This window comes from Bradyrhizobium sp. 186 (assembly GCF_023101685.1).
Lineage (GTDB): Bacteria > Pseudomonadota > Alphaproteobacteria > Rhizobiales > Xanthobacteraceae > Bradyrhizobium.
Genome location: NZ_CP082164.1, coordinates 7,544,523 through 7,564,637, shown reverse-complemented (window position 1 = coordinate 7,564,637; position 20,115 = coordinate 7,544,523). Strand labels below are relative to the sequence as shown.

Sequence of the window (20,115 nt, the reverse complement as noted above, 5' to 3'; positions counted from 1 at the left end):
CGATTTGATCGCCAGACTGGTGGGCCCAGCACATGCTGCCGACGGCCGCATGTCGGCGTAGTTGAGGAACTTGTTCCCTGATACTGGTATAAATTTCCCTGATCTCCTAAATATTTTTCGTTGCTAATCCTCGTAGGGAATTACGCGAGAAGTCGCTGCGGCACAGCAGATTCTTGCTCCCCAGCCGGCCTCTGACGCGTCGAAATCGCAAAATTCCCTGTAAAATTCTCTGTTAGCAGGGAAATCGCACGGAGACTGACGCGATCAGCACTGCGTCGCCAGCCAGAGGCGTCGTGATCCTCCTTCGGCATCCCGTCCCTGCTGCCTATCGAAACGCCGAGCGACGATCGGGTCATCGCATGCGCGCTGCCGCGATCAGCGCGGGTGCACAGCCGGTCGATCCAACAGGAACGGAACGGCGGCCGGCGGAATTCTATCGCAGCCCCGCAGCGCGGGACTGCGCAAGCATCCGACGGTGGAGGATCATGAGGGACAGCAAGTCGGAGGTCGGCGGCATCAGGAATGCCGTTCACCTCTGCATCGACATGCAGAATATCTTCGCTCGCGGCGGTCTCTGGGAGACGCCCTGGATGGAGAGGGTCCTGCCGACGATCGCCTCGATCGTCTCGCGCCATCAGGCCAGAACAATCTTCACGCGCTTCATCACGCCGCAGGATCCGGAAGATCGTCCCGGCCAGTGGCAGAGCTATTTTCGCCGCTGGAAGCAGGCAACGCGCAGCTACCTGCCGCCGTCCGGTCTCGAACTCGTGCCGGCGCTGGCCCGGTTCAATCCGCCGGCCCTCGTCGTCGACAAGCCGGCCTATTCGGCGTTCAGCAGCTCCAGCCTGGCAAGCCTGCTGATCGAGAAGGGGATCGGCACGGTGGTGATCACCGGTGCCGAGACGGACGTCTGCGTGCTGTCGACGGTCCTGAGCGCGGTCGATCTCGGCTTTCGGGTCGTGATCGTGGAGGACGCGCTATGCAGTTCGTCCGACGTCGGCCACGACGCGCTCATGACGATGTACCGCACCCGCTTCCACGGCCAGGTCGACCTGGTGACCGCCGAGGAGCTGGCGGCGTTGTGGCGAGAATAGACACGCGGGACCACCGGCTGCGATCGGCCAGCCGCCCCGAGGAACGGGCGCGCGCGGCGTTTCGCGCATATGCGCACCGAAGACGTGCAGGATCTGATGGCCCATCCGCGGACACTTCCGGGCTGCACGATTGGCACGGCAACGTGACTGACCGATTCACATGGCCTAATGCGGAAAGCCTCCCGAACCGTCAAAGTCACCTTGGCAAGGGGCTACGACGGCGATGGACCGCGTCGAACGGGTTTTCATTGCCACGGCGATGACGGGCTTTCTGGTCATGCTTGGGGCAATCATATGGATGACGCTGAGCTAACGGGCAGGGTGGCTTCGGCCTGGCGCCTCGGCCTGCCTTACCTGGCCATCACCTTGTGTCTCGTCGTCGCGGCGTGGCTGACCTGGAGCAGGCTGCTATAGGTGCTATAGGACGGCTGATTGCACGTGCGTCAAGCTGGCCGATCGCCCATCAATTCGATCAATCCGCGGACCATCGCCGTCAGGTCGATCGGTTTTTCCCAGAGCATCACGTCCCGGAATTCCGGGGCAATGCTGACCTTGTCGTAGCCGGTCGTGAACACGAACGGCACATGGCGTGTCCTGAGCGCGTGCGCAATGGGGAAAATCATTTCGCTGCGAATGTTCACGTCGAGTACCGCGCCATCGAGAACGCCGCCTCCGTTCAGGACGGGAAGCGCATCGTCGAGCTCACCGACCGGTCCCGCAACTTCGGCGCCGTGCAGCCGCAGCGCACGGCTGATGTCGTCGGCGAGAAAATACTCGTCCTCGACGACGAGGATACGGCGTCCCGACAATGGAGCCCCGCTACGCGACGAGTTTGCCGACACCGCCATTTTTCCTCCGGCATCCCGCGAATGGTAGGAACATACGCGCCAACGACGCCTTGGTGCAAACGAAGCATCGCGTGATGGGTTCCATGAGCAACCGCGATATCATTGTCATCGGCGGTTCGGCAGGCGCTACCGCGCCGCTGAAGCAGATCCTGGGGGGACTGCCGCCGGATGTGCCGGCAGCCATCTTCATCGTTCTGCACATTCCGGCGCAGGGGATCGGCATTCTTTCGACGGTCGCGGCTGCCGCCGGCAAGCTACCGGTGCATCAGGCCATGGACGGCATGACGTTCGAGCGCGGCCACGTGTATCTGGCAGCCCCCGATCACCATCTGCTGCTGTCGGCAGATCGCCTCCGGCTCGGGCGCGGTCCGCGGGAAAACATGGTGCGGCCAGCGATCGACGCGCTGTTCCGCTCCGCCGCACTGCATCACGGCCCCCGCGTGATCGGAGTCGTGCTCAGCGGATCGCTGTCGGACGGTGCCGCCGGTCTCCAAGCGATCAAGCGCTGCGGCGGGATGGCGCTGGTCCAGGATCCCGCGGATGCCATCTCGGCGGAAATGCCGCAGCGCGCGCTGGAGGCAACCGTTGCCGATCTCTGCATTCCCGCTGCGCGGCTCGGCGACGTTCTTTCCGGATTGACCCAGGAAGCGCCGGGCGCGGTGCTTCCTGTTGCTCCCGACATCCGCCTCGAGGTTGAAATCGCGGCCGGCGAAAGGATCGGCTCCATAAGCCTGGCCGGGATCGCGGATCCCTCGGCGCTGACATGTCCGCGCTGTGGCGGGGTCCTTTCGGGGGTGAAAGAGGCTCATCCCATGCGGTTTCGCTGTCAGGTCGGCCACGCCTACACCGCTGATGCCCTCGCCAAGGAGCAGGAGGGACAGGTCGACGAGGCCTTGCGCGTCGCGCTCCGGATCATCGAGGAGCGCGCCGAGCTAGTCCACCGCATGGCGGAGAATGGCCGGCGCACCGGCAGGCCCGCAGTGGCCGAAATGTACGCGCTGCGTGCCGTCGAATATCGCGAATATGCCGACATGATCCGGCGCGTCGTGCTACAGTCGCTCGATCCCGTGCTGCGTCAGCGTCAGCGAGAGGGAGAGCCGTCGTGATGGGCATGTCCCCGACCGAACGTACCGCGCAGCTTCGCCAGGAGCGGCGCCACCTGAGCAAGGCTGATACCGACATCGAGGAAGGCTTGCTGCGGATCCGATACCAGGAGATCCGGGTGCAGGAGCTCCAATCCGGGGGATATGACTCGCGGCAGGCGGAAAGACTGGTGGAACTGCTCAAGCAGACCCTGGTGGAGTGGGAGCGGCATCGCACACTGATCCTCCAGCGGTTGAATCACCTCGAGAACGTGGCTTAGCCGGCCCCGTTCCGGTCGGATCGACGTACGATCGTGTGAATTCGGCGCGGCCCGCCGCGATCGTCGCTCTGCGGTGCGCTTTCCCCCCGGGCCCCGGGGTCTGCCGAGCCCGCGGAAACCGTTCTCTCCTTTTGTATCTTGGGATAACGTCGATTTCTGCCAACTGCAGAAAGCTGGCTGTTGATCGCCGGATAGCGAGAGTAGCGTCAATCATGAGCGAAGTCGGCAAGGTGCCGGAGGACAGGGAGCGTCAGGCCATGGCCCCGTTGATCATCGGCGTGGGCGCATCGGCGGGGACGCTCGACAGTATCGACCACTTCTTCGCCAAGCTGACGCTTAGCGAAGACCAGGCGGTCGTCCTCGTGCTTCAAAATCGCGAGGCGCTCGCTGACGAGCGGCTGCGCGGGCTCATCGGCCGCGCCAAGGAGGCGAGGCTTTCCGAAATCAGCGATGGAGCGCCGGTCGAAGGTCGGACGATCTATATCAGTCCGGCTGCAATGATCACCACCATTCAGGGCGGCCGCTTCGCGGTGCGGAAGGCGGAGCAGAGGCCGGGCGAGCGGGCCACCATCGACAGCTTCCTGGTATCGCTCGCGGAAGAGCGCGCCGAGCAAGCCGTCGGCGTGCTCTTGAACGGGACCGGCGAAGACGGCACGCTCGGTGCCGCCACGCTGAAGGACCATGGCGGCCTGGCGATTGCGGAGCGGACTCCCAGCGATGAATCCGATCATCTGGCCGACAGCAGCAGGCCCACGGCCATTGCAGACTATGTGCTGCCCCCCGAGGACATTCCCGAACGCATCCAGGTCTATACGCGTCATCTGCGGCGCCTGGACGAGAAGCAGGGTTTCGATGAGGTTTTGACGGCGGCAGAGACCTCGCTGTCGCGCATCGCAGACATCCTGCGCAACAAGACCGGCAATGACTTCCATGGCTACAAGCAGAACACCTTCCTGCGCCGCGTGCAGCGGCGCATGCAGGTGGTGCAGATCGAGGAGATCGTCTTCTATGTCGACTTCCTGAGAAACGACAGGGACGAGGCTCAGAATCTCTTCAATGACCTGCTTATCGGTGTCACCGAATTCTTCCGCGACAAACGCGAGTTCGAAGTGCTCGAGACCCAGATCGTCCCGGCGATTTTCGAGGGCAAGAGTGCTGGGCAGCAGGTGCGCGTCTGGGTCCTGGGCTGCGCGACCGGCGAGGAGGCCTATTCCATCGGCATTCTCCTGCGCGAGCACATGGCCATGCTCGACTCCGTTCCCCAGGTCCAGATCTTCGCGACCGACATCGACGGCCGGGCACTCGCAACCGCCCGCGTCGGGCGCTATCGCACCAGCATCGAGCAGGACATGTCGCCCGAGCGGCTGGCGCGCTGGTTCGTGCGCGAGGGCGATACCTATTGCGTGGTGAAGGAATTGCGGGAGATGTGCATCTTCTCCCAGCACAATTTGATCAAGGATGCTCCTTTCTCCAAGCTCGACCTGGTCTCCTGCCGCAACCTGCTGATCTATCTCAACGCGGAGCTTCAGAACCGCGTGATTCCGCTGTTCCACTTCGCGCTGCTGCCCGAGCGCTTCCTGTTCCTCGGCAATTCCGAGAACGTGACCAGGCACCCGAAATTGTTCGCACCCGTCGACCGCCGCGCCCGCATCTTCAAGAAGCTCGCGACCGGTACACGACTGCCCCCCGAATTTCCGATCTCGACGGCGGCCCGGCGGGTGCCGGTCGAATCGCCGCCGATTCGCTCGTTCGGTCCCGACGTCGGGCTGGAGCGCCGCGCCCAGCGGATCGCCGAGCGCTATGCGCCGGCCTACGTCATCACGGACGACAATTTCCAGATCCTGCATTTTTCCGGGCGCACAGGTCGCTACATCGAGCCGACCGCCGGCGCGGCGTCGCTCGATCTGCTTCAGTTCGTGCATCGCGATCTCAGGCTGGAACTGCGCACCGCGCTCGGCCGCGCGTCGGAAACCAACGAATCTGTCCATGTCGAGCAGGTCCAGCTTGGCGTCGCCGGCCATCACGTCCCCGTCGACATCACGGTTGAGCCGATCCAGGACGGCGCCGGCGGCCATCGCAATTTCGTCGTGCTGTTCAAGGATGGCCCGGCGCGCTCCGTCGGCGTCGCCGAGAGCAATTCCGGCGCCCTGGTCCGTACCGAGCATGTCGAGCGTCTCGAGAGCGAGTTGCGAGCGAGCCGCGAACGGCTTCAGGCGACTATCGAGGAGCTCGAAAGCACCAACGAAGAGCTGAAATCCTCCAACGAGGAGTACCAGTCGCTCAACGAAGAAATGCAATCCGCCAACGAGGAGCTGGAAACCTCGCGCGAGGAATTGCAGTCGGTCAACGAGGAGCTCACGACCGTCAATGGCGAATTGGCGCACCGGGTCCAGGAGCTGACCCGCGCCACCAGCGACCTCAAGAACTTCCTTGAAAGCACGCAGATCGCGACCGTCATCCTGGACAACAATCTCAGGGTGATGACGTTCACGCCCGCGATCACGCAGATCCTGCATCTGGTCGAGACCGACGTCGGTCGTCCGATAGCGCACATCAAGGCGCGCATCCCGATCGAGGACCTCTATGACGACGTGCCCCGCGTGCTGCGCACGCTCGCCAGCGCGGAGCGCGAGCTGACCGCGCCGGATAGCGGCACGCGGTATATCGTCCGTATCCTGCCGTACCGAAGCATCGACAATTTCATCGCGGGCGTCGTCATCACCTTCGTCGACGTCACCGCGATCACCCGCGCGGAGGAGCGGCAGCGCCTGCTGCTCGCCGAGCTTCAGCACCGCGTGCGCAACACGCTCGGGGTCGTGCGGTCGATCGCGCGCCGCTCTGCGGAGACGAGCACGACGGTCGAGGAGTATGCAGCCCATCTCGACGGCCGGCTCAATGCCTTCGCGCGGACGCAGGCGCTGGCCACGCGCGATCCGGAAGGCGGCCTCGATCTGGAATATCTCGTGATCGAGGAGCTCTTGGCCTATAATGCCCGCGAAGGCGAGCAGGTGCGCGTGTCTGGGGCCGCGGCGCGTTTCCAGCCCAAGGCGGCCGAGACCTTTGCGCTCGCGATCCATGAGCTTGCGACCAACGCGCTGAAATACGGGGCGCTCAGCCAGCCCGCGGGCCGGCTCGAAATTTCCTGGCGTTTCGACGAAGCCGCTGAGCCGCCGCGATTGCTGTTCGAGTGGCGCGAGCGGGGCGGTCCTCCGGTGACGCCACGGCCGCGCAAGGGGTTTGGCACGGAGCTTCTGGAGCGCACGGTGGCATTCGAGCTGAAGGGGCAGACGACCATGTCGTTCAATCCGTCCGGATTCACCTGCGTGATCGCAATTCCGCTGACCAAGCGCACGTTTCACACGCCTTCGCCGGAGGGCTGATGCGCTCGCAAAGCACCGAGGGGGGTCTTGCGCAAGCGGTCATTCGCCGTTTCAACACCTTGAGGCCGTTATCCCAGGAAGCCGTTGCCGCGTTCGAGCAGGCCATTCTCGAAGGCTTGTTCCGGGCGGGCCCGGGCGAGGACCTGATCGCCGAGGGCGACCCCCTCGGCGGCGTGCGGGTCGTGCTTTCAGGCTGGTTGTTCCGGCACAAGACGCTCGAAGATGGCAGGCGGCAGATCGTCAATTTCATTCTGCCTGGAGAGACCTGCGACGCGCATGCCTATCTGCTGTCCACCATCGACCATTCGATCTCGACGGTGACGGCCGTCACCTACGCCGAGATCAAGCGGGCGCGTTTCGAAAAACTGCTGGCGGGCGACCGCACATTGTCTGAAGCGTTCATGTGCGAGACCCTCCTGAACAACGCGATCCAACGCGAATGGGCGATCAATCTTGGACGGCGCGTCGCTTTGGAGCGCGTAGCGCATTTGTTCTGCGAGATCTACGAGCGGCTCCGCCCCGTCGGCCTTGTCGATGGAAATTCCTGTGCTCTCCCGGTGACCCAGATGGACCTCGCCGACGCGACCGGCCTCTCCGTGGTTCACCTTAATCGCACGATCCAGGAGTTGCGCGGATCCGGCCTGATCATGCTGCGGGAGCGGATCCTGACCATTCCGGATCTCGACACGCTCAAGAACGCCGCGCTGTATTCGCCCGGCTATCTGGAACTCTATCGGCGCGCTTGACCCGGGATCGCCGCCTCCGTCGACGGGTTCGCCTTGCGGGGCCCCGTCTTGCCGATCGGCGAGCCCGGCCGTTTCCATGCTGCTTTGGCCATGATGATCCTCCGTTGAATCCGTCATGAACACAGGAATCAGCAATTCGGTTCCGGCAGAATCGCTTCCCTTTCGGCAGTACGGCGCGAGCGGCTCCGATGCCTGCGAAATCTTGCGGCCTTAACCTATTGAAATGCCGGAACTCGCCCCACCGCCCGAAGCTACAAACCATGCCGGGGCTGGGCCGCCCCCCAACCGGCATGCATTAGGCCGAACTTCCCCTCGGGATTTTTGTTAGAGCGTTGAGAGGATTTGAGAAGTTTGGATCGGGCTGATTTTGTAGGCATGTAAATGATGATTTTTGGCTTGCGAATGGCAGGTTTCCGTGATTCGATTCCGGCATGTTCGTCGCCCGCATTCCCAACCGCAACTCACCGCCCGCGATCCTGTTGCGCGAGAGCTATCGCGAGGGCGACAAGATCAAGTCGCGCACGCTGGCCAACCTGTCGCATTGACCGGATGAGAAGATCGATGCGCTGCGCCGCGTCCTGAAAGGCGAGGAGCTGGTCTCGCCGGCCGAGCAACTGCGGATCGAGCGCTCGCTGCCGCACGGCCACGTGGCCGCGGTGCTCGGCATGGCGCGCCAGCTCGGACTGCATCGCCTTGTCCCGGACAAGCCCAGACGGTTGGCCAGGCTGGCTTTGGCCTTGATCGTGGCACGGGTGATCGAACCGGCCGCCAAGCTGGCCACGGCGCGCCAGCTCAGCGAGGCGACGGCGGCGCATTCGCTGGGCGAACTGCTCGATCTCAGCGCCGTCGACGAGGACGAGCTTTACGAAGCGCTCGACCTGCTCGGCACGGCCCAACCGGGGATCGAGGCGACGCTCGCCAAGCGCCATCTGCATGACGGCTCGCTGGTGCTCTACGATCTCACCTCCAGCTATCTGGAGGGGCGACATTGCGAATTGGCGCGGCATGGTTACAGCCGCGACGGTCGTTCCGACAAGCTGCAGATCGTGTTCGGCTTGCTGTGCGCCGCCGACGGCTGCCCGGTGGCGGTGGAGGTGTTCGAAGGTAACACCGCCGACCCGAGCACGCTGGCCGCGCAAGTCGACAAACTGAAGGCCCGCTTCAAGCTGTCGCGTGTGGTACTGGTCGGCGATCGCGGCATGATCACCAGCGCCCGTATCGAAGCCGATCTGATGCCGGCCGGGCTCGATTGGATCACCGCTCTGCGGGCGCCGGCGATCCGCAAGCTCGCCGAGGACGGCGGCCCGCTGCAATTGTCGCTGTTCGACGATCGCGATATGGCCGAGATCACGTCCCCCGACTTCCCCGGCGAGCGCCTGATCGTGTGCCGCAACCCGGATCTGGCCGACGAGCGTCGGCGCAAGCGCGGCGAGTTGCTGGCGGCGACCGAGAAGGATCTCGCCCGCGTCAAGGCCGCCGTGCAGCGTCAGCGCAACCCCTTGCGCGGCGAGGATGAGATCGGTCTGAAGGTCGGCGCCGTGCTGGGCAAGCGTAAGATGGCCAAGCACTTCCACCTCGCCATCACCGACACTTCGTTCGACTTCAGTCGGATCGAGGATGCCATCGCCAACGAAGCGTCGCTCGACGGCTTCTATGTGCTACGGACCAACGTGCCGGCCGAGAACCTCGACACCGCCGCCACGGTGCGTGCCTACAAGAGCCTGGCCCAGGTCGAACGCGCCTTCCGCACCATCAAGACCGTCGAACTGGAGGTGCGCCCGATCCACCATCGCCTCGCTGGCCGCGTGCGCGCCCACGTCTTCCTCTGCATGCTCGCTTATTACATCGTCTGGCACATGCGCCGCGCGCTGGCCCCGATCCTGTTCGACGATCACGACCGCGAGGCCGCCGACGCCGCGCGCGTCTCGCCCGTCGCCAAGGCCAGAGTCTCGGCCGCGGCCAGAACCAAGGCTAATCGCAAGCACACCCACGATGGCCGGCCCGTGCACAGCTTTCGAACGCTGTTGCAGGATCTCGCCACGCTCACACGCAACATCGTTCGCATCGGTCAGGACGCCCCGGCCGCTATGCTCACAAGTCCAACCCCACTACAACAAGACGTCTTCAATCGGCTCGGCATTCCTATCGCCCCATAATGTAGGCAGACGCGCCGTCACGCCCGCTGGAATTACACGCCAGCTCAAATGCTTACGTCGCTACTCAAGGGGAAGTTCGGATTAGGCCCCGGCGCCACGCCTCCCCGCCGGGGCCAATTTCCTCTTTTCAAAGTCCGTGAAAGTGCCATGACCGCGAAACGCAATCGTACGAAACATACGCACTCGCTGCAGGAGCGCCTGCAACTGGCGGCTGACCAGGCGCGCGAGCTCGCGGGCCGGATGCCTCCGGGCAGGGATCGCGAAATGTTGTTGCGGCGCGCCAACCAGAACGAAGTGACCTCGAACTTGACGGATTGGCTGAGTGCTCCCGGCTTCCAGAAACGTGGAAGATGAGCATGCAGAATTTCAAGCACTACCGCGCCTTCCAGATCGACCCGGACGGCCATGTTTTCGGCTGCATCAATCTCGTCTGTAGCGACGATGAGCAAGCCAAGCGCGAGGCTGCGGCGCTCGCGCTGGTCAATCGCATCGAGCTGTGGCGACTGGACAAGCAGCTCGCGCAGTTCGATTTGCCTCCTGAGGTCGTCCGTCAATAGGATGCCCCCGACGACGCGCGGGAACCGCGCGTGCCGGTCGGGTTGGTCGGAAGACCGATCTCTTCGAGGACCCAGCATGCCGGAACCGGACGTTCGCAAGGGGATGCCACCCGTCAAGCTGTCGCGTGAGGCGTTCGAAAGCCGCTACAAGAGCCAGTTCGTCGATCCCGCCTTTGCTCCGCTCCAGCGCGAGCTCGATGCGATGACCGGCGCCGCTTGGGACGCCTACAGCCATTCGCGCAAGGCGCCGTTGACCCGGCAAGCCGGACCGGGCTTCGCCGATCCCAGCTATGAGATTGCTCTCGACTGGCTCGATGCGCGCGCCGCGATCCTTCAAGCGCAGCGGCGGCACGACGACGCCAGCGAGGCGCCGCGCATCCTCGTCATCAACGGCTCGGCGCGCAGCGAGCACACCTGTCCCGGCGAGATGTCCAAGACCTGGCGCATAGTGAAGCTGGCCGAGCCCGTCTTCGTCGAGATGGGATTTGCCGTCGATATTCTCGATCTCTCCCGCCTCACCTCGGAGTTCGGCAAGAATATCCATCCCTGCAAATCCTGCGTCTCCACCGCCATGCCGCTCTGCCACTGGCCGTGCAGTTGTTATCCCAACTACGCGCTGGGGCAAACCAGCGACTGGATGAACGAGATCTATCCGCTCTGGGTCGCGGCTCACGGCATCCTGATCGCGGCGCCCGTAAACTGGTATCACGTGCCCGCCGGGCTCAAGGCGATGATGGACCGCCTGGTCTGTGCGGACGGCGGCAATCCAGATCCGACGTCGACGCATGGCAAGAAAGCCGCTGAAGCGAAGGCGATGGAGCTGAAGGGCTGGCCCTATCCGCGTCATCTCGCCGGCCGCCATTTCGGCCTCGTCGTTCACGGTGACAGTGTCGGCGCCGAGGGTGTGCGCAGGGGTCTCTCCGACTGGCTGACCGACATGCACCTGATCTCGGCGGGGCGCTTCGGTGAGCTCGACGGCTACGTCGGCTACATGGAGCAGTATGCCACCTCGCATCGGGATCTGGATGAAGACCGCGAATTTGAGCAGGAGGTTCTGAACGTGGCGCGGGCCCTCGGCAACGCAGTCCGGCTCGCGCGCAGCGGACGGCTGCACCACCCCGGTGCAGGCTTGGAGGATCCGAACCCGAAATGATGGAGGGGACCGGCGTCAGGAACGAACTGCGCGGCCCTGCTTTGGTTGAGCGGAGCGGGAAGGGCACGCGAATTGGAGAGAATAATGGCCCAATCGGAAGACATGACCCGTTGCATCGGGCTTTGCATGAGCTGCTACCAGAGCTGTCTCGGCACGGCGATGAACCACTGCCTCGAGACCGGTGGCAAGCATGTCGAGCCGAAGCACTTTCGGCTGATGATGGCGTGCGCCGAAATGTGCCGGACCTCGGCGCATTTCATGCTGATCAACACGCCGCATCACAGGCATACCTGCGGCGAGTGTGCCGAGATTTGCACCGAATGCGCCGAGGATTGCGAGCGGATCGGCGGCATGGACGAATGCGTCGCGATGTGCAGGTCGTGCGCCGAATCCTGCCGCGCCATGGCGGCTTGAAGGGAAAACGGCAGCCTGAAAGGTAAGTTCATGCTGGAAGAGAAACTCAAGGAAGCCATCATCGGCGAACTCAAGCGGCAGGCGGCCAACCGGCCGCAATCGCTCAAGGTCGAAGGCTCTGACGAACTGATCGTCAACGGCAAGATCGACCTTGCCGATCTGGTCATGGTGATCGCCGGCTCGGTCGCCGGCGGGCCCTAGCCCGGTCGCGACAGCAGTTTTTTCAGCGCCCGCGCATCGGCCGGCGCCGCGCTCTTCTGGTCGTTGTCGAAGTAGACATAGACATCGCAGCCCTGCCGCTTCCATGATCTGATGCGGCGCGCCCACTCCGCCAATGCCGGCCGCGAATAGTGGCCGTGATAGCGGCCGCCGGGGCCATGGCCGCGGACATAGACGAAGTCCGCCGTACGTTTCCACGGCGCCGGAGCATCATGATGGTCCGACAGGCAGAGCGAGATGTTCTGATCAGCCAGCATCCGCAAAATGCGCGGCTGATACCAGCTCGGATGACGGAATTCGAAACTGTAGCGGCGCTTTTTCGACAGCAGCTTGAAGAAGGCGGCGAGGCGGTCGGCATCCATCTCGAATTGCGGCGGCAGTTGAAACAGGATCGGGCCCGCCTTGCCGCGCAGCAGCGAAATGCGATCCTCCAGAAGCTCGATACTGTTGATAGAGCGGTCGGACAGGCGCTTCCAATGGGTAATGAATTTGGACGCCTTCCAGGCGAAGACGAAGTCGCCGCCGGTCTGCTCCCGCCACGCTTTGACGGCCTCCTGCGTCGGCGTGCGATAGAACACGCCGTTCAGCTCGGTGGTATCGAATTGACCGGCGTAATAGCGAAGCTGCTGCTTCAGCGGTAAGCCCTCGGGAAAGAACGGGCCTCGCCAGGATGCATAGTGCCAGCCGGAGGTGCCGATCAGAACGCGCGCCATTTTTCACGTGTCATCCCGTTGCCGTCATCGGACGCGGCACTCGATAGGCCACGCTTTCCGGAGGGGAACGTCCGGGCGGCGGATACGTTGCTTGTCGGCAGGGTCCAAGCAGGACTGGTACCGATGTACGCGCTGTTCGAAGGCAACAAGCAGATCGGCGATCCATTTCCCACCGAGAAAGAGGTGTGGGAAGCCGCGCTGATCGAGGGTCTGGTGACCGACGTTCCCGTTGCGGACGAGGAGGGCGGCCGGCTCCTCCCGGCCGGATATCACGTCGAGCGTGTCGACGAAGTTTGCGAGCCGCGGCCGGACTGGAAGCTGCCTCGCGAGATATCGTGAGCGAGGCTGCGCAACCTTGCCGCTACCTATCCGTCGTAATGGTCCGGCCCCATCGCCCAGGACGATTGATCGTGGCCGAACGCGTAATTGCGGTTGGTGACCGCCGGATTGCGATTGACCATCGGCCGCATGAACATCGGGTGGGTTGCGCTGCGCACCTCGTGCTCGACCGTGAAGAGCGGCTTGCCGTTGTCGAGATCGACGATGTCGCAAAACCGGTACTGGTATTGATTGTCCTCGCGCGAGATCAGGTTGCGCGCCGCGAGCCTGCGGTAAGGACCGGAGAAGTCGGTGATGTACATCTGCACGTGGTGCCCGTCATAGTCGGGCTGGGGCCGATCGGTCTCGCGGAACAAGAGGTGCTGGTCGCGGCCTGTCTTCACCGCTGCAACCGTGCCGTCGCCGTTCCAGAGCTCGGCGGGCATGCCCATGATCTCCGGATAGAAGCCGCAAATCGCCTTCGCGGTCCCGGCCGGCACCTCGAATTCGACATAGGGAATGCCGAGCGCGATGCGCCCGAAGCGCGCCGCGTCCGGCTCATGGCAGCGCACGCGATTGCCCCACGGACAGGTCGCCTCGACATAGCCATTGTGCTCGGCGAATGCGAACGCCGTGTCCTCGAGCTTCCTGGCGACCGACGCCAGCCGTTGCAGCAGCGCCTCACGGCCCTCGATGACCAGCCCGACATGACCGCGCAGCACCTGCGGTCTGCCGCTCGGCAAGTGAAACTGGCTTCGTCCGGCATTGATCCACATGTTGGTGTCTGACACCATCAGATAGGGATCGCGGGTGAGCCCAAGTCCCGTGACGTAGAATAAGCTCGCCAGTCGCTGATCCGGGACCTGGATGTTGACGTGCTCGAAATGAATCGCGTTTCCGAGATCTTCAGTGGACCGATCAAATTGCTGAGGCATAGATGCGGCTCTGGCTAGGGATGAGGGACAGATCATATTAGAGCGTTTTCGAGCGAAGTGGATACCGGTTCGCGTGAAGAAAACGCGTCAAAACAAAAGTCTAGAACAGGTCATCGACTAATCGAAGCATTGGGCGATCACTTCTTCTCGCAGAGGCTGGCGGTTGCCGCCTTGCCGTGGCAACCATTCCCTGTCATCTGACAAAAGACACATAAGGAAAGAGATCCATGGGGGGAGTGTTGGAGGGCGTGCGCGTCCTCGATTTCGGGCGCTACATCGCGGGGCCTTATTGCGCGACATTGCTGGCCGAATTCGGCGCCGAGGTCATTCGCGTGGAAAAGCGCGACGGCAGCGAGGATCGCTTCGTGGCGCCGGTCGGCGAAGGCGGTGAAGGCGCACTGTTTCTCCAGATCAACCGCAACAAGAAGTGCATCACGCTCGATCCGATGAAGCCGGAGGGCCAGGAGGTGATGCGCCGGCTGGTTAAGACCGCCGACGTGGTCGTCGCCAATCTGCCGCCGCAGACCCTGCGCGCGATGAAGCTCGATTACGACTCGTTGAAGGCGATCAAGCCCGACATCATCCTGACGACGGCAACCGCATTCGGCGGGCCGGGGCCCTGGTCCGACCGCGTCGGCTTCGACGGCGTCGGCCAGGTCATGTCGGGTTCGGTGTACATGACCGGCGCCGGCGATCCGCCTTACCGGGCAGCGGTGAACTGGGTTGATTTCGGAACTGCGCTACACTGCGCGTTCGGGACACTCGCCGCGCTGATCGAGCGCGGCAAATCCGGGCGCGGGCAGATCGTCGAGGGCGCATTGCTTGCAACCGCGTTGTCCTTCACCAACGCCACGCTGATCGAGCAGGCGGTGATATCAGTCAATCGCGTTCCGACCGGCAATCTCGGCCAGACCGCCGCACCAGCCGACATCTATCGCACCAAAGACGGCTGGGTGCTGTGCCAGGTCACGGGGCATCCGCTGTTCATTCGCTGGGCCAGATTGATGGGTGAGGAGGAGCAGTGGCTGAACGATCCGCGCTTTGCGGACGATCTCAAGCGCGGCGACAACGGCCCCGTGATCAGCGAGCGGATGGCGCGCTGGTGCGCCGAGCGCACCACGCTGGAGGCTGTCGACACGCTGGGACGTGCGATGATTCCGGCCGGACCGGTCTTAAGCCCGCAGCAGGCGCTCGATCATCCCCACATTCGCGCCACAGGCTTCATGCAGGATGTCGATTATCCGGGCTTGCCGAAGCCCGCACCGGTCGCACGCGCCGCCGTCCGGCTGTCGGAAACGCCGGGTGAAATCGCGACGCGTCCGCCGCTGCTCGGCGAGCATACGGATATTATCCTGGCCGAGCTCGGCTATGACCCGGCCGCGATTGCGGCGCTTCGGCAAGGCGACATCATTTAGCACAGATGCACCACGACCCCGGCGGGCGGGCTTTGTTCCGGCATTCCACTTGTCCCCGCGCAATTTCGTGAATTTGCCGGCAACCTTCACGTCGCGCGAGACTTGATGGGAGGCGTGCGTTCGCACGGCAAATCCCATATGCATGACGATGGACCGCCGAATCGAAATGAGGTCGGTCCGCGTGCGACTGTTTACGACCAGAACCGGATTTAACGTGCGGCATTCCAAGAAAGCGCAACTCGTCAAGAATTCGCGAATCAGCTCGCGAACCAAGAGCTCGCCAAAGAAGGGCTCGCCAAAGAAGAGTTCACCGAAGAAGAGCAAAGGGTCGCAACGCGCGGCGATCTCGTCTTCGTCGCCCCTTGGTATGATGGCTCTTCATCTGCTTGCACAATGGAAGCAGTCTGGCCAAAGCGGCCTGGTTTTCCTCGCCGAGAGTGAGAACAGAGCGGAGCGGCTCGGCAGCGTCATTCATGCGCTCGACCCGTCCTGCGAAGTCCTGGTGTTTCCGCGATTGAACACCTTGCCGTTCGACCAATTGGAACCATCTCGCGAAATCGCAGGGCGTCGAGCCTCGGTCCTGAGGCGTCTCGCGAAATCCAGGAGGCCGATCTTCCTCGTCTCGACGGCGGAAGCCGTGATGGAGCGCCTGCCAGCGCCGGCGAGCCTGTCGCGCCTGAATATAAGTTTGAAGGTAGGAGGCACGTTCTCCGAGCAGGACCTTCGCGGGCGTCTCGAAGCCCTCGGATACGATCTGGACGACGAGCCGGATTATCCGGGCGGCGGCCTGTTTCATGGGCAGACATTCGAGCTATTTCCCGCGGGCGCGCTAGGTCCGTTCCGGATAGAGCATTCAGGTCGCGCGATACGCCGCATCGTGGCCTTCGACCCGAAACAGCATGACATCATTTTTGAGACGAGGGAGCTTCTCGTCGATCCCATGTCGGAGCGGCTCGCCTTTGCCGGCAAGCGCGGCAAGCGCGCGACGCTTTTCGAATATTGCGGACGAGCCAAGTGGGTCGCGGATGCAGGCGTTTCGTTGCACGCCGACGGCTGGCTGAGCACGATCGAGGAGGCGGCGGGGCGTGCGGACAGGGAGCGCGAATATCTGGGACGGCGCGAATGGAAGCAGGCGACCAAGAGCATGAAGCTGTTGCCGCTCGCTACTCCCTTCCAACCCACGCCGGAGTTTTCGAAGCTTACATCCTCCAGAAAAGCGCTTCGTGCCTTCGTCGAGGAGACGCGGCGAGCCGGTTCGCGTCTGATCTTCGTCGCAGCGCAGGAGGAGGATCTGCGTGCGATGGAGCGGATGAGCGGCGTCAGGGCGGAGCGTCTCGCGGATTGGAACGAGGTGACGAGCGGACGTGATCGCGAAGCGGCTCTGCTGGCCGATTTCGACGCGGGCTTCGTCGTCGCCGGAAAAAAGGCTCTTGTCGTCGTGACGGCTGCCGACGTGCTCGGCAGCAGGGCTCATCATCCGCAGCCGATGGCCAGGAGCTGGATCGCGGCCTTCGATCATGCCGATGTGCCGGAACAGGGCACTGTCGTCGTTCATCTCCAGCGTGGCCTCGCCGTGCTCGATGGCTTGCAGACCGTGAACACGGGCGGCGGCGCGTTGCGGGAGATGGTCAGGCTTGGGTTCGCGGGAGACAATGCGGCGCTCGTCCCGCCGCCCGATTTGGCCTTGATGTGGCCCTATGCGGCAGAGCGCGGCAAAGTGGCTCTCGACAAGGCGGATGGGAGCACGTGGTGGGCCCGCCGTACCGAGGCCGAGCGGGAAATCCAGATCGCCGGCAAGGTGCTCGCCAAGCACATCAGCCAGCGACGTCGGCGGCGGGCTGCGAAACTGGTTCCGCCCGGATCGGTCTACGAGAAATTCGTGGCGCGCTTCCCGTATTTCACGACGAGCGGCCAGGCGACAGCCATCCGGGATGTCTTGGATGATCTTGCGTCCGGTCACCCGATGGACCGGGTGATATGCGGCGACGTGGGATTCGGGAAGACCGAGGTGGCGCTGCGGGCGGCGGCGGCCGTGGTGCTATCGGGAAAGCAGGTGGCGATCGCGGTGCCGACGACCGTCCTGGCACGGCAGCACGTCGCCACGTTCCGCAAGCGCTTCGCCCCGTTCGACATCGAGGTGGGCAGCCTGTCGCGGGCCGCGTCAGGCGCGGAGATGCGGGAGACCAAGGAGGGCTTGCGAAGCGGCCGGACGAAAATCGTGGTCGGAACGCAAGCGCTCGCTTCAAAGGACGTCAAGTTTGCCGATCTCGGCCTCGTCATCATCGACGAGGAGCAGCATTTTGGTGCAGCGGAGAAAGCGAAGCTCTCCGGTTTAGCCAAGAGTGTCCATACGCTTTGGATGAGCGCCACGCCGATCCCGCGGACTCTCGCCGCAGGTCTTGCCGGCTTCAGGGATCTGAGCATCATCGCCTCGCCTCCGGTTCATCGGCTTCCGGTCGCAACGAAAATTGCTCCGTTGTCGGATGCCGCCATCGCCTCGGCATTGCTGCGGGAGCAGAGGCGCCACGGGCAGAGTTTCCTGATCTGTCCACGCATCCAGGATCTTGATCCTATGCTGGCACGCGTGCAGGCGGTGGCGCCTGATCTTCGCATCGTCTGTCTCCATGGCAAATTGCCTGCCGACGAGATTGACGACCGGATGATGAGCTTCGTCGAAGGCGGGGCCGACGTTCTGCTTGCGACCAACATCGTGGAGAGCGGCCTCGATATCCCGCGTGCGAATACCATCGTGGTCTGCTGGCCTGAAAAATTCGGTCTCGCTCAACTTCACCAGCTGCGCGGGCGGGTGGGCCGTAGCGGGATACGCGCCTTCGCATATTTGCTGACCGAGTCGGACTCCGGGCAGTCCGAGAAGCGGCTCGCCGTGCTCGAGGAGTTCAGCCGGCCCGGCGCGGGTTTTGCCATCAGCGAGCGCGATCTGGATCTAAGAGGTGCGGGGGATCTGTTTTCGGAGCAGCAATCCGGCCACGTCCAGGTCTTCGGGCCCGTGCTCTACAGTCACCTCTTGAAAATGGCTTCCGAGAAGGTCGATGACGGAAGGGCCGAGGTTTGGGTGCCCGACCTGAATCTGCCGGTCGCGGACATGCTTCCGGAAACCTATGTGCAGTCGGAGGCCGTGCGGCTCGAACTCTATGCCCGTGCCGCAAGGTGCCGCAGCGAGGACGATCTCGACGATCTGGAGGAGGAAACCTCCCGCCGTTTCGGACGACTGCCGCCGATGACCCGGGACTTCTTCGCCGCGGCGAGGCTGAGACTCGATTGCAAGCGGAGAGGCATCATCCGTCTTGACGTCGGGCCCGAGGCGGTGGCTGCGACATTCCTGCCGGGTCGATTGCGGAAATCCAGGGGACGATCGCTGCAACGCGATGGCGATCGTGTCGTCTACCACAGTCAACTGCGGGATGCCCCGTTCGACAGGGTCGACGAATTCTTCGATCTTCTGGACGATTCGTGATGGCGGCGGCCGGATAGGCGGATCGCATCCGCTAGTTCGACGCCAGCGCCGTCTTGGCGATTTCGGCCATCCAGCGCGACGCAACCGGCAGGATCGCATCGTTGAAATCGTAGCGCGGGCCGTGCAGCTCGGCGCCGTCGCGCAATTCCCCGTTGCCGATCCAGACGAAGGCGCCGGGCCGGTGCTGGAGATAGAACGCAAAATCCTCGCCGGCCATGCTGGGCGCGAGATCGCGCCGCACCCGGGCCTGCACTTTCTCCGCAGCCATCCGGGCGAGGCCCGCCTCGGCCGGCGTATTGATCACGACGCCGACGCCCATGACGATCTCGGGCGTGACCTTGACGCCAAAACTCGTCGCGATGCCGGCGCAGATCGCTTCGATCCGCGCCAGGATAATATCTTTCACCGCGTCGCGATGATACCGCAGCGTGCCGCCGATCATGACGCGCCCCGCGATCTGGTTGCGCGCCGTGCCGCCTTCGATCGTGCACAGCGAGAGCACGGCGGTGTCGAGCGGATCGACGCTGCGCGAAACGATCGATTGCAGCGCCACGATCAAATGGCCTGCGGCCATCACCGGGTCGCGCGTCAGGTGCGGCATGCCGGCATGTCCGGCATGGCCGTCGATGGTGATGCTGACGCGCCCGCCGGAGGCCATGACGACGCCGTCATGGATCGCGATCGTACCGGCTTCGAGCCCGGGCCAATTGTGAAAGCCGAACACCCGATCTATCGGGAAGCGTTCGAACAGCCCCGCCGCCACCATCGCGCGCGAGCCGCCAAAGCCTTCCTCGGCGGGCTGGAAGATGAAGTCGACCGTCCCGCTCCAGTCCGTATCCGCCACCAGCAGTGCCGCCGCGCCGAGCAGCGAAGCCGTATGCCCGTCATGTCCGCAGGCATGCATCACGCCGGGGGTGTTCGAGGCATAAGGCAGCCCGGTATCCTCGGTGATCGGCAGTGCATCCATGTCGGCGCGCAGGCCGACGCGGCCTTGCGCAGACCCGCGCGTCAGCGTCGCGACGACGCCGTGCCCGCCGATGCCGGCCTCGAAGGGAATGCCGAGTTCGGTGAGCTTTTCCTGCACGAAGGCGGCGGTGGCCTTTTCCTGGAGGGAGAGTTCGGGATGCGCATGCAAATGCCGGCGCCACGCGGTCAGTTTCTGGTGCAGCTCGGGTGTCAAGGCGGGCATCTTTCGCATGGTGTCGACGGCCGCCACCATAGCCGATTATCCGCCCGCCGCATCAAGCGCCTTGGAATGCCTCGCGTGCAGCAAAGTGGTTTGTTGATGCTTTGGGGCCAAATGTCCCCACATCGCCATGGCCGGGCTTG

General features: G+C 63.7%; 17 protein-coding genes and 1 pseudogene. 14 read left to right on the top strand and 4 right to left on the bottom strand.

Translation table 11 applies throughout. From position 1 onward, the window contains the following. Window positions 1–485 precede the first annotated feature (485 nt). The gene (locus IVB18_RS36450; RefSeq protein ID WP_247985106.1) at window positions 486–1,094 is read left to right on the top strand and encodes a cysteine hydrolase; all 609 of its coding nucleotides are present in this window, start codon (window positions 486–488) and stop codon (window positions 1,092–1,094) included. Window positions 1,095–1,537: 443 nt separating this feature from the next. Here the strand turns inward: IVB18_RS36450 and IVB18_RS36445 are convergent, their stop codons facing one another. After that, entirely contained in the window at window positions 1,538–1,942 is a 405-nt protein-coding gene (locus IVB18_RS36445; protein ID WP_247985105.1) for a response regulator, read from the bottom strand. 83 nt (window positions 1,943–2,025) lie between these two features. Here IVB18_RS36445 and IVB18_RS36440 point away from each other — a divergent pair, with 83 nt between their 5' ends. From IVB18_RS36440 to IVB18_RS36395, 10 genes and pseudogenes are all read left to right on the top strand, one after another. Continuing rightward, a complete protein-coding gene (locus IVB18_RS36440) occupies window positions 2,026–3,048 on the top strand; it encodes a chemotaxis protein CheB (protein WP_247985104.1) in 1,023 nt (340 codons plus the stop codon). Continuing rightward, window positions 3,048–3,305 (top strand): hypothetical protein, encoded by a 258-nt coding sequence (locus tag IVB18_RS36435; RefSeq protein WP_247991815.1) that lies wholly within the window; start codon window positions 3,048–3,050, stop codon window positions 3,303–3,305. Before IVB18_RS36440 ends, IVB18_RS36435 begins: the two co-directional genes overlap by 1 nt. Window positions 3,306–3,517: 212 nt before the next feature. Next, window positions 3,518–6,685 carry a CheR family methyltransferase gene (locus IVB18_RS36430; RefSeq protein ID WP_247985103.1) on the top strand — a complete coding sequence of 1,056 codons (3,168 nt, stop codon included), beginning with the start codon at window positions 3,518–3,520 and terminating at the stop codon, window positions 6,683–6,685. Beyond that, complete coding sequence (locus tag IVB18_RS36425) at window positions 6,685–7,431, top strand: Crp/Fnr family transcriptional regulator (protein ID WP_247985102.1); 747 nt, start codon at window positions 6,685–6,687, stop codon at window positions 7,429–7,431. The genes IVB18_RS36430 and IVB18_RS36425 overlap by 1 nt, the downstream gene beginning before the upstream one ends. A gap of 431 nt (window positions 7,432–7,862) precedes the next feature. Continuing rightward, window positions 7,863–9,587: pseudogene (locus tag IVB18_RS36420) on the top strand (IS1634 family transposase). A gap of 147 nt (window positions 9,588–9,734) precedes the next feature. After that, a complete protein-coding gene (locus tag IVB18_RS36415; RefSeq protein ID WP_247985101.1) occupies window positions 9,735–9,941 on the top strand; it encodes a hypothetical protein in 207 nt (68 codons plus the stop codon). A 2-nt stretch (window positions 9,942–9,943) separates the two neighbouring features. Beyond that, window positions 9,944–10,144 (top strand): hypothetical protein, encoded by a 201-nt coding sequence (locus tag IVB18_RS36410; protein WP_247985100.1) that lies wholly within the window; start codon window positions 9,944–9,946, stop codon window positions 10,142–10,144. Between the two features lie 76 nt (window positions 10,145–10,220). Further along, window positions 10,221–11,297 (top strand): flavodoxin family protein, encoded by a 1,077-nt coding sequence (locus IVB18_RS36405; protein WP_247985099.1) that lies wholly within the window; start codon window positions 10,221–10,223, stop codon window positions 11,295–11,297. A gap of 84 nt (window positions 11,298–11,381) precedes the next feature. Continuing rightward, the gene (locus tag IVB18_RS36400; RefSeq protein ID WP_247985098.1) at window positions 11,382–11,711 is read left to right on the top strand and encodes a four-helix bundle copper-binding protein; all 330 of its coding nucleotides are present in this window, start codon (window positions 11,382–11,384) and stop codon (window positions 11,709–11,711) included. Between the two features lie 30 nt (window positions 11,712–11,741). Beyond that, a complete protein-coding gene (locus IVB18_RS36395) occupies window positions 11,742–11,912 on the top strand; it encodes a hypothetical protein (RefSeq protein ID WP_247985097.1) in 171 nt (56 codons plus the stop codon). Here IVB18_RS36395 and IVB18_RS36390 read toward each other — a convergent pair. Continuing rightward, a complete protein-coding gene (locus tag IVB18_RS36390; RefSeq protein ID WP_247985096.1) occupies window positions 11,909–12,643 on the bottom strand; it encodes a DUF72 domain-containing protein in 735 nt (244 codons plus the stop codon). The genes IVB18_RS36395 and IVB18_RS36390 overlap by 4 nt on opposite strands. Before the next feature lie 123 nt (window positions 12,644–12,766). Here IVB18_RS36390 and IVB18_RS36385 point away from each other — a divergent pair, with 123 nt between their 5' ends. Beyond that, on the top strand, window positions 12,767–12,982 hold the full coding sequence (locus IVB18_RS36385; protein WP_247985095.1) for a hypothetical protein: 216 nt from the start codon (window positions 12,767–12,769) through the stop codon (window positions 12,980–12,982). 26 nt (window positions 12,983–13,008) lie between these two features. On the opposite strand, the gene IVB18_RS36380 is transcribed toward IVB18_RS36385, so the two are convergent. Further along, window positions 13,009–13,896 (bottom strand): hypothetical protein, encoded by an 888-nt coding sequence (locus IVB18_RS36380; RefSeq protein WP_247985094.1) that lies wholly within the window; start codon window positions 13,894–13,896, stop codon window positions 13,009–13,011. Window positions 13,897–14,123: 227 nt separating this feature from the next. Here IVB18_RS36380 and IVB18_RS36375 point away from each other — a divergent pair, with 227 nt between their 5' ends. Together IVB18_RS36375 and IVB18_RS36370 are read left to right on the top strand one after the other, a co-directional pair. After that, window positions 14,124–15,311 (top strand): CoA transferase, encoded by a 1,188-nt coding sequence (locus IVB18_RS36375; protein WP_247985093.1) that lies wholly within the window; start codon window positions 14,124–14,126, stop codon window positions 15,309–15,311. Between the two features lie 367 nt (window positions 15,312–15,678). Then, on the top strand, window positions 15,679–18,786 hold the full coding sequence (locus tag IVB18_RS36370) for a DEAD/DEAH box helicase (protein WP_247985092.1): 3,108 nt from the start codon (window positions 15,679–15,681) through the stop codon (window positions 18,784–18,786). A gap of 31 nt (window positions 18,787–18,817) precedes the next feature. Here IVB18_RS36370 and IVB18_RS36365 read toward each other — a convergent pair whose 3' ends face one another. Further along, window positions 18,818–19,966, bottom strand: coding sequence for an amidohydrolase (locus tag IVB18_RS36365; protein WP_247991814.1), 1,149 nt, complete (start codon window positions 19,964–19,966; stop codon window positions 18,818–18,820). Between the last annotated feature and the right edge of the window lie 149 nt (window positions 19,967–20,115).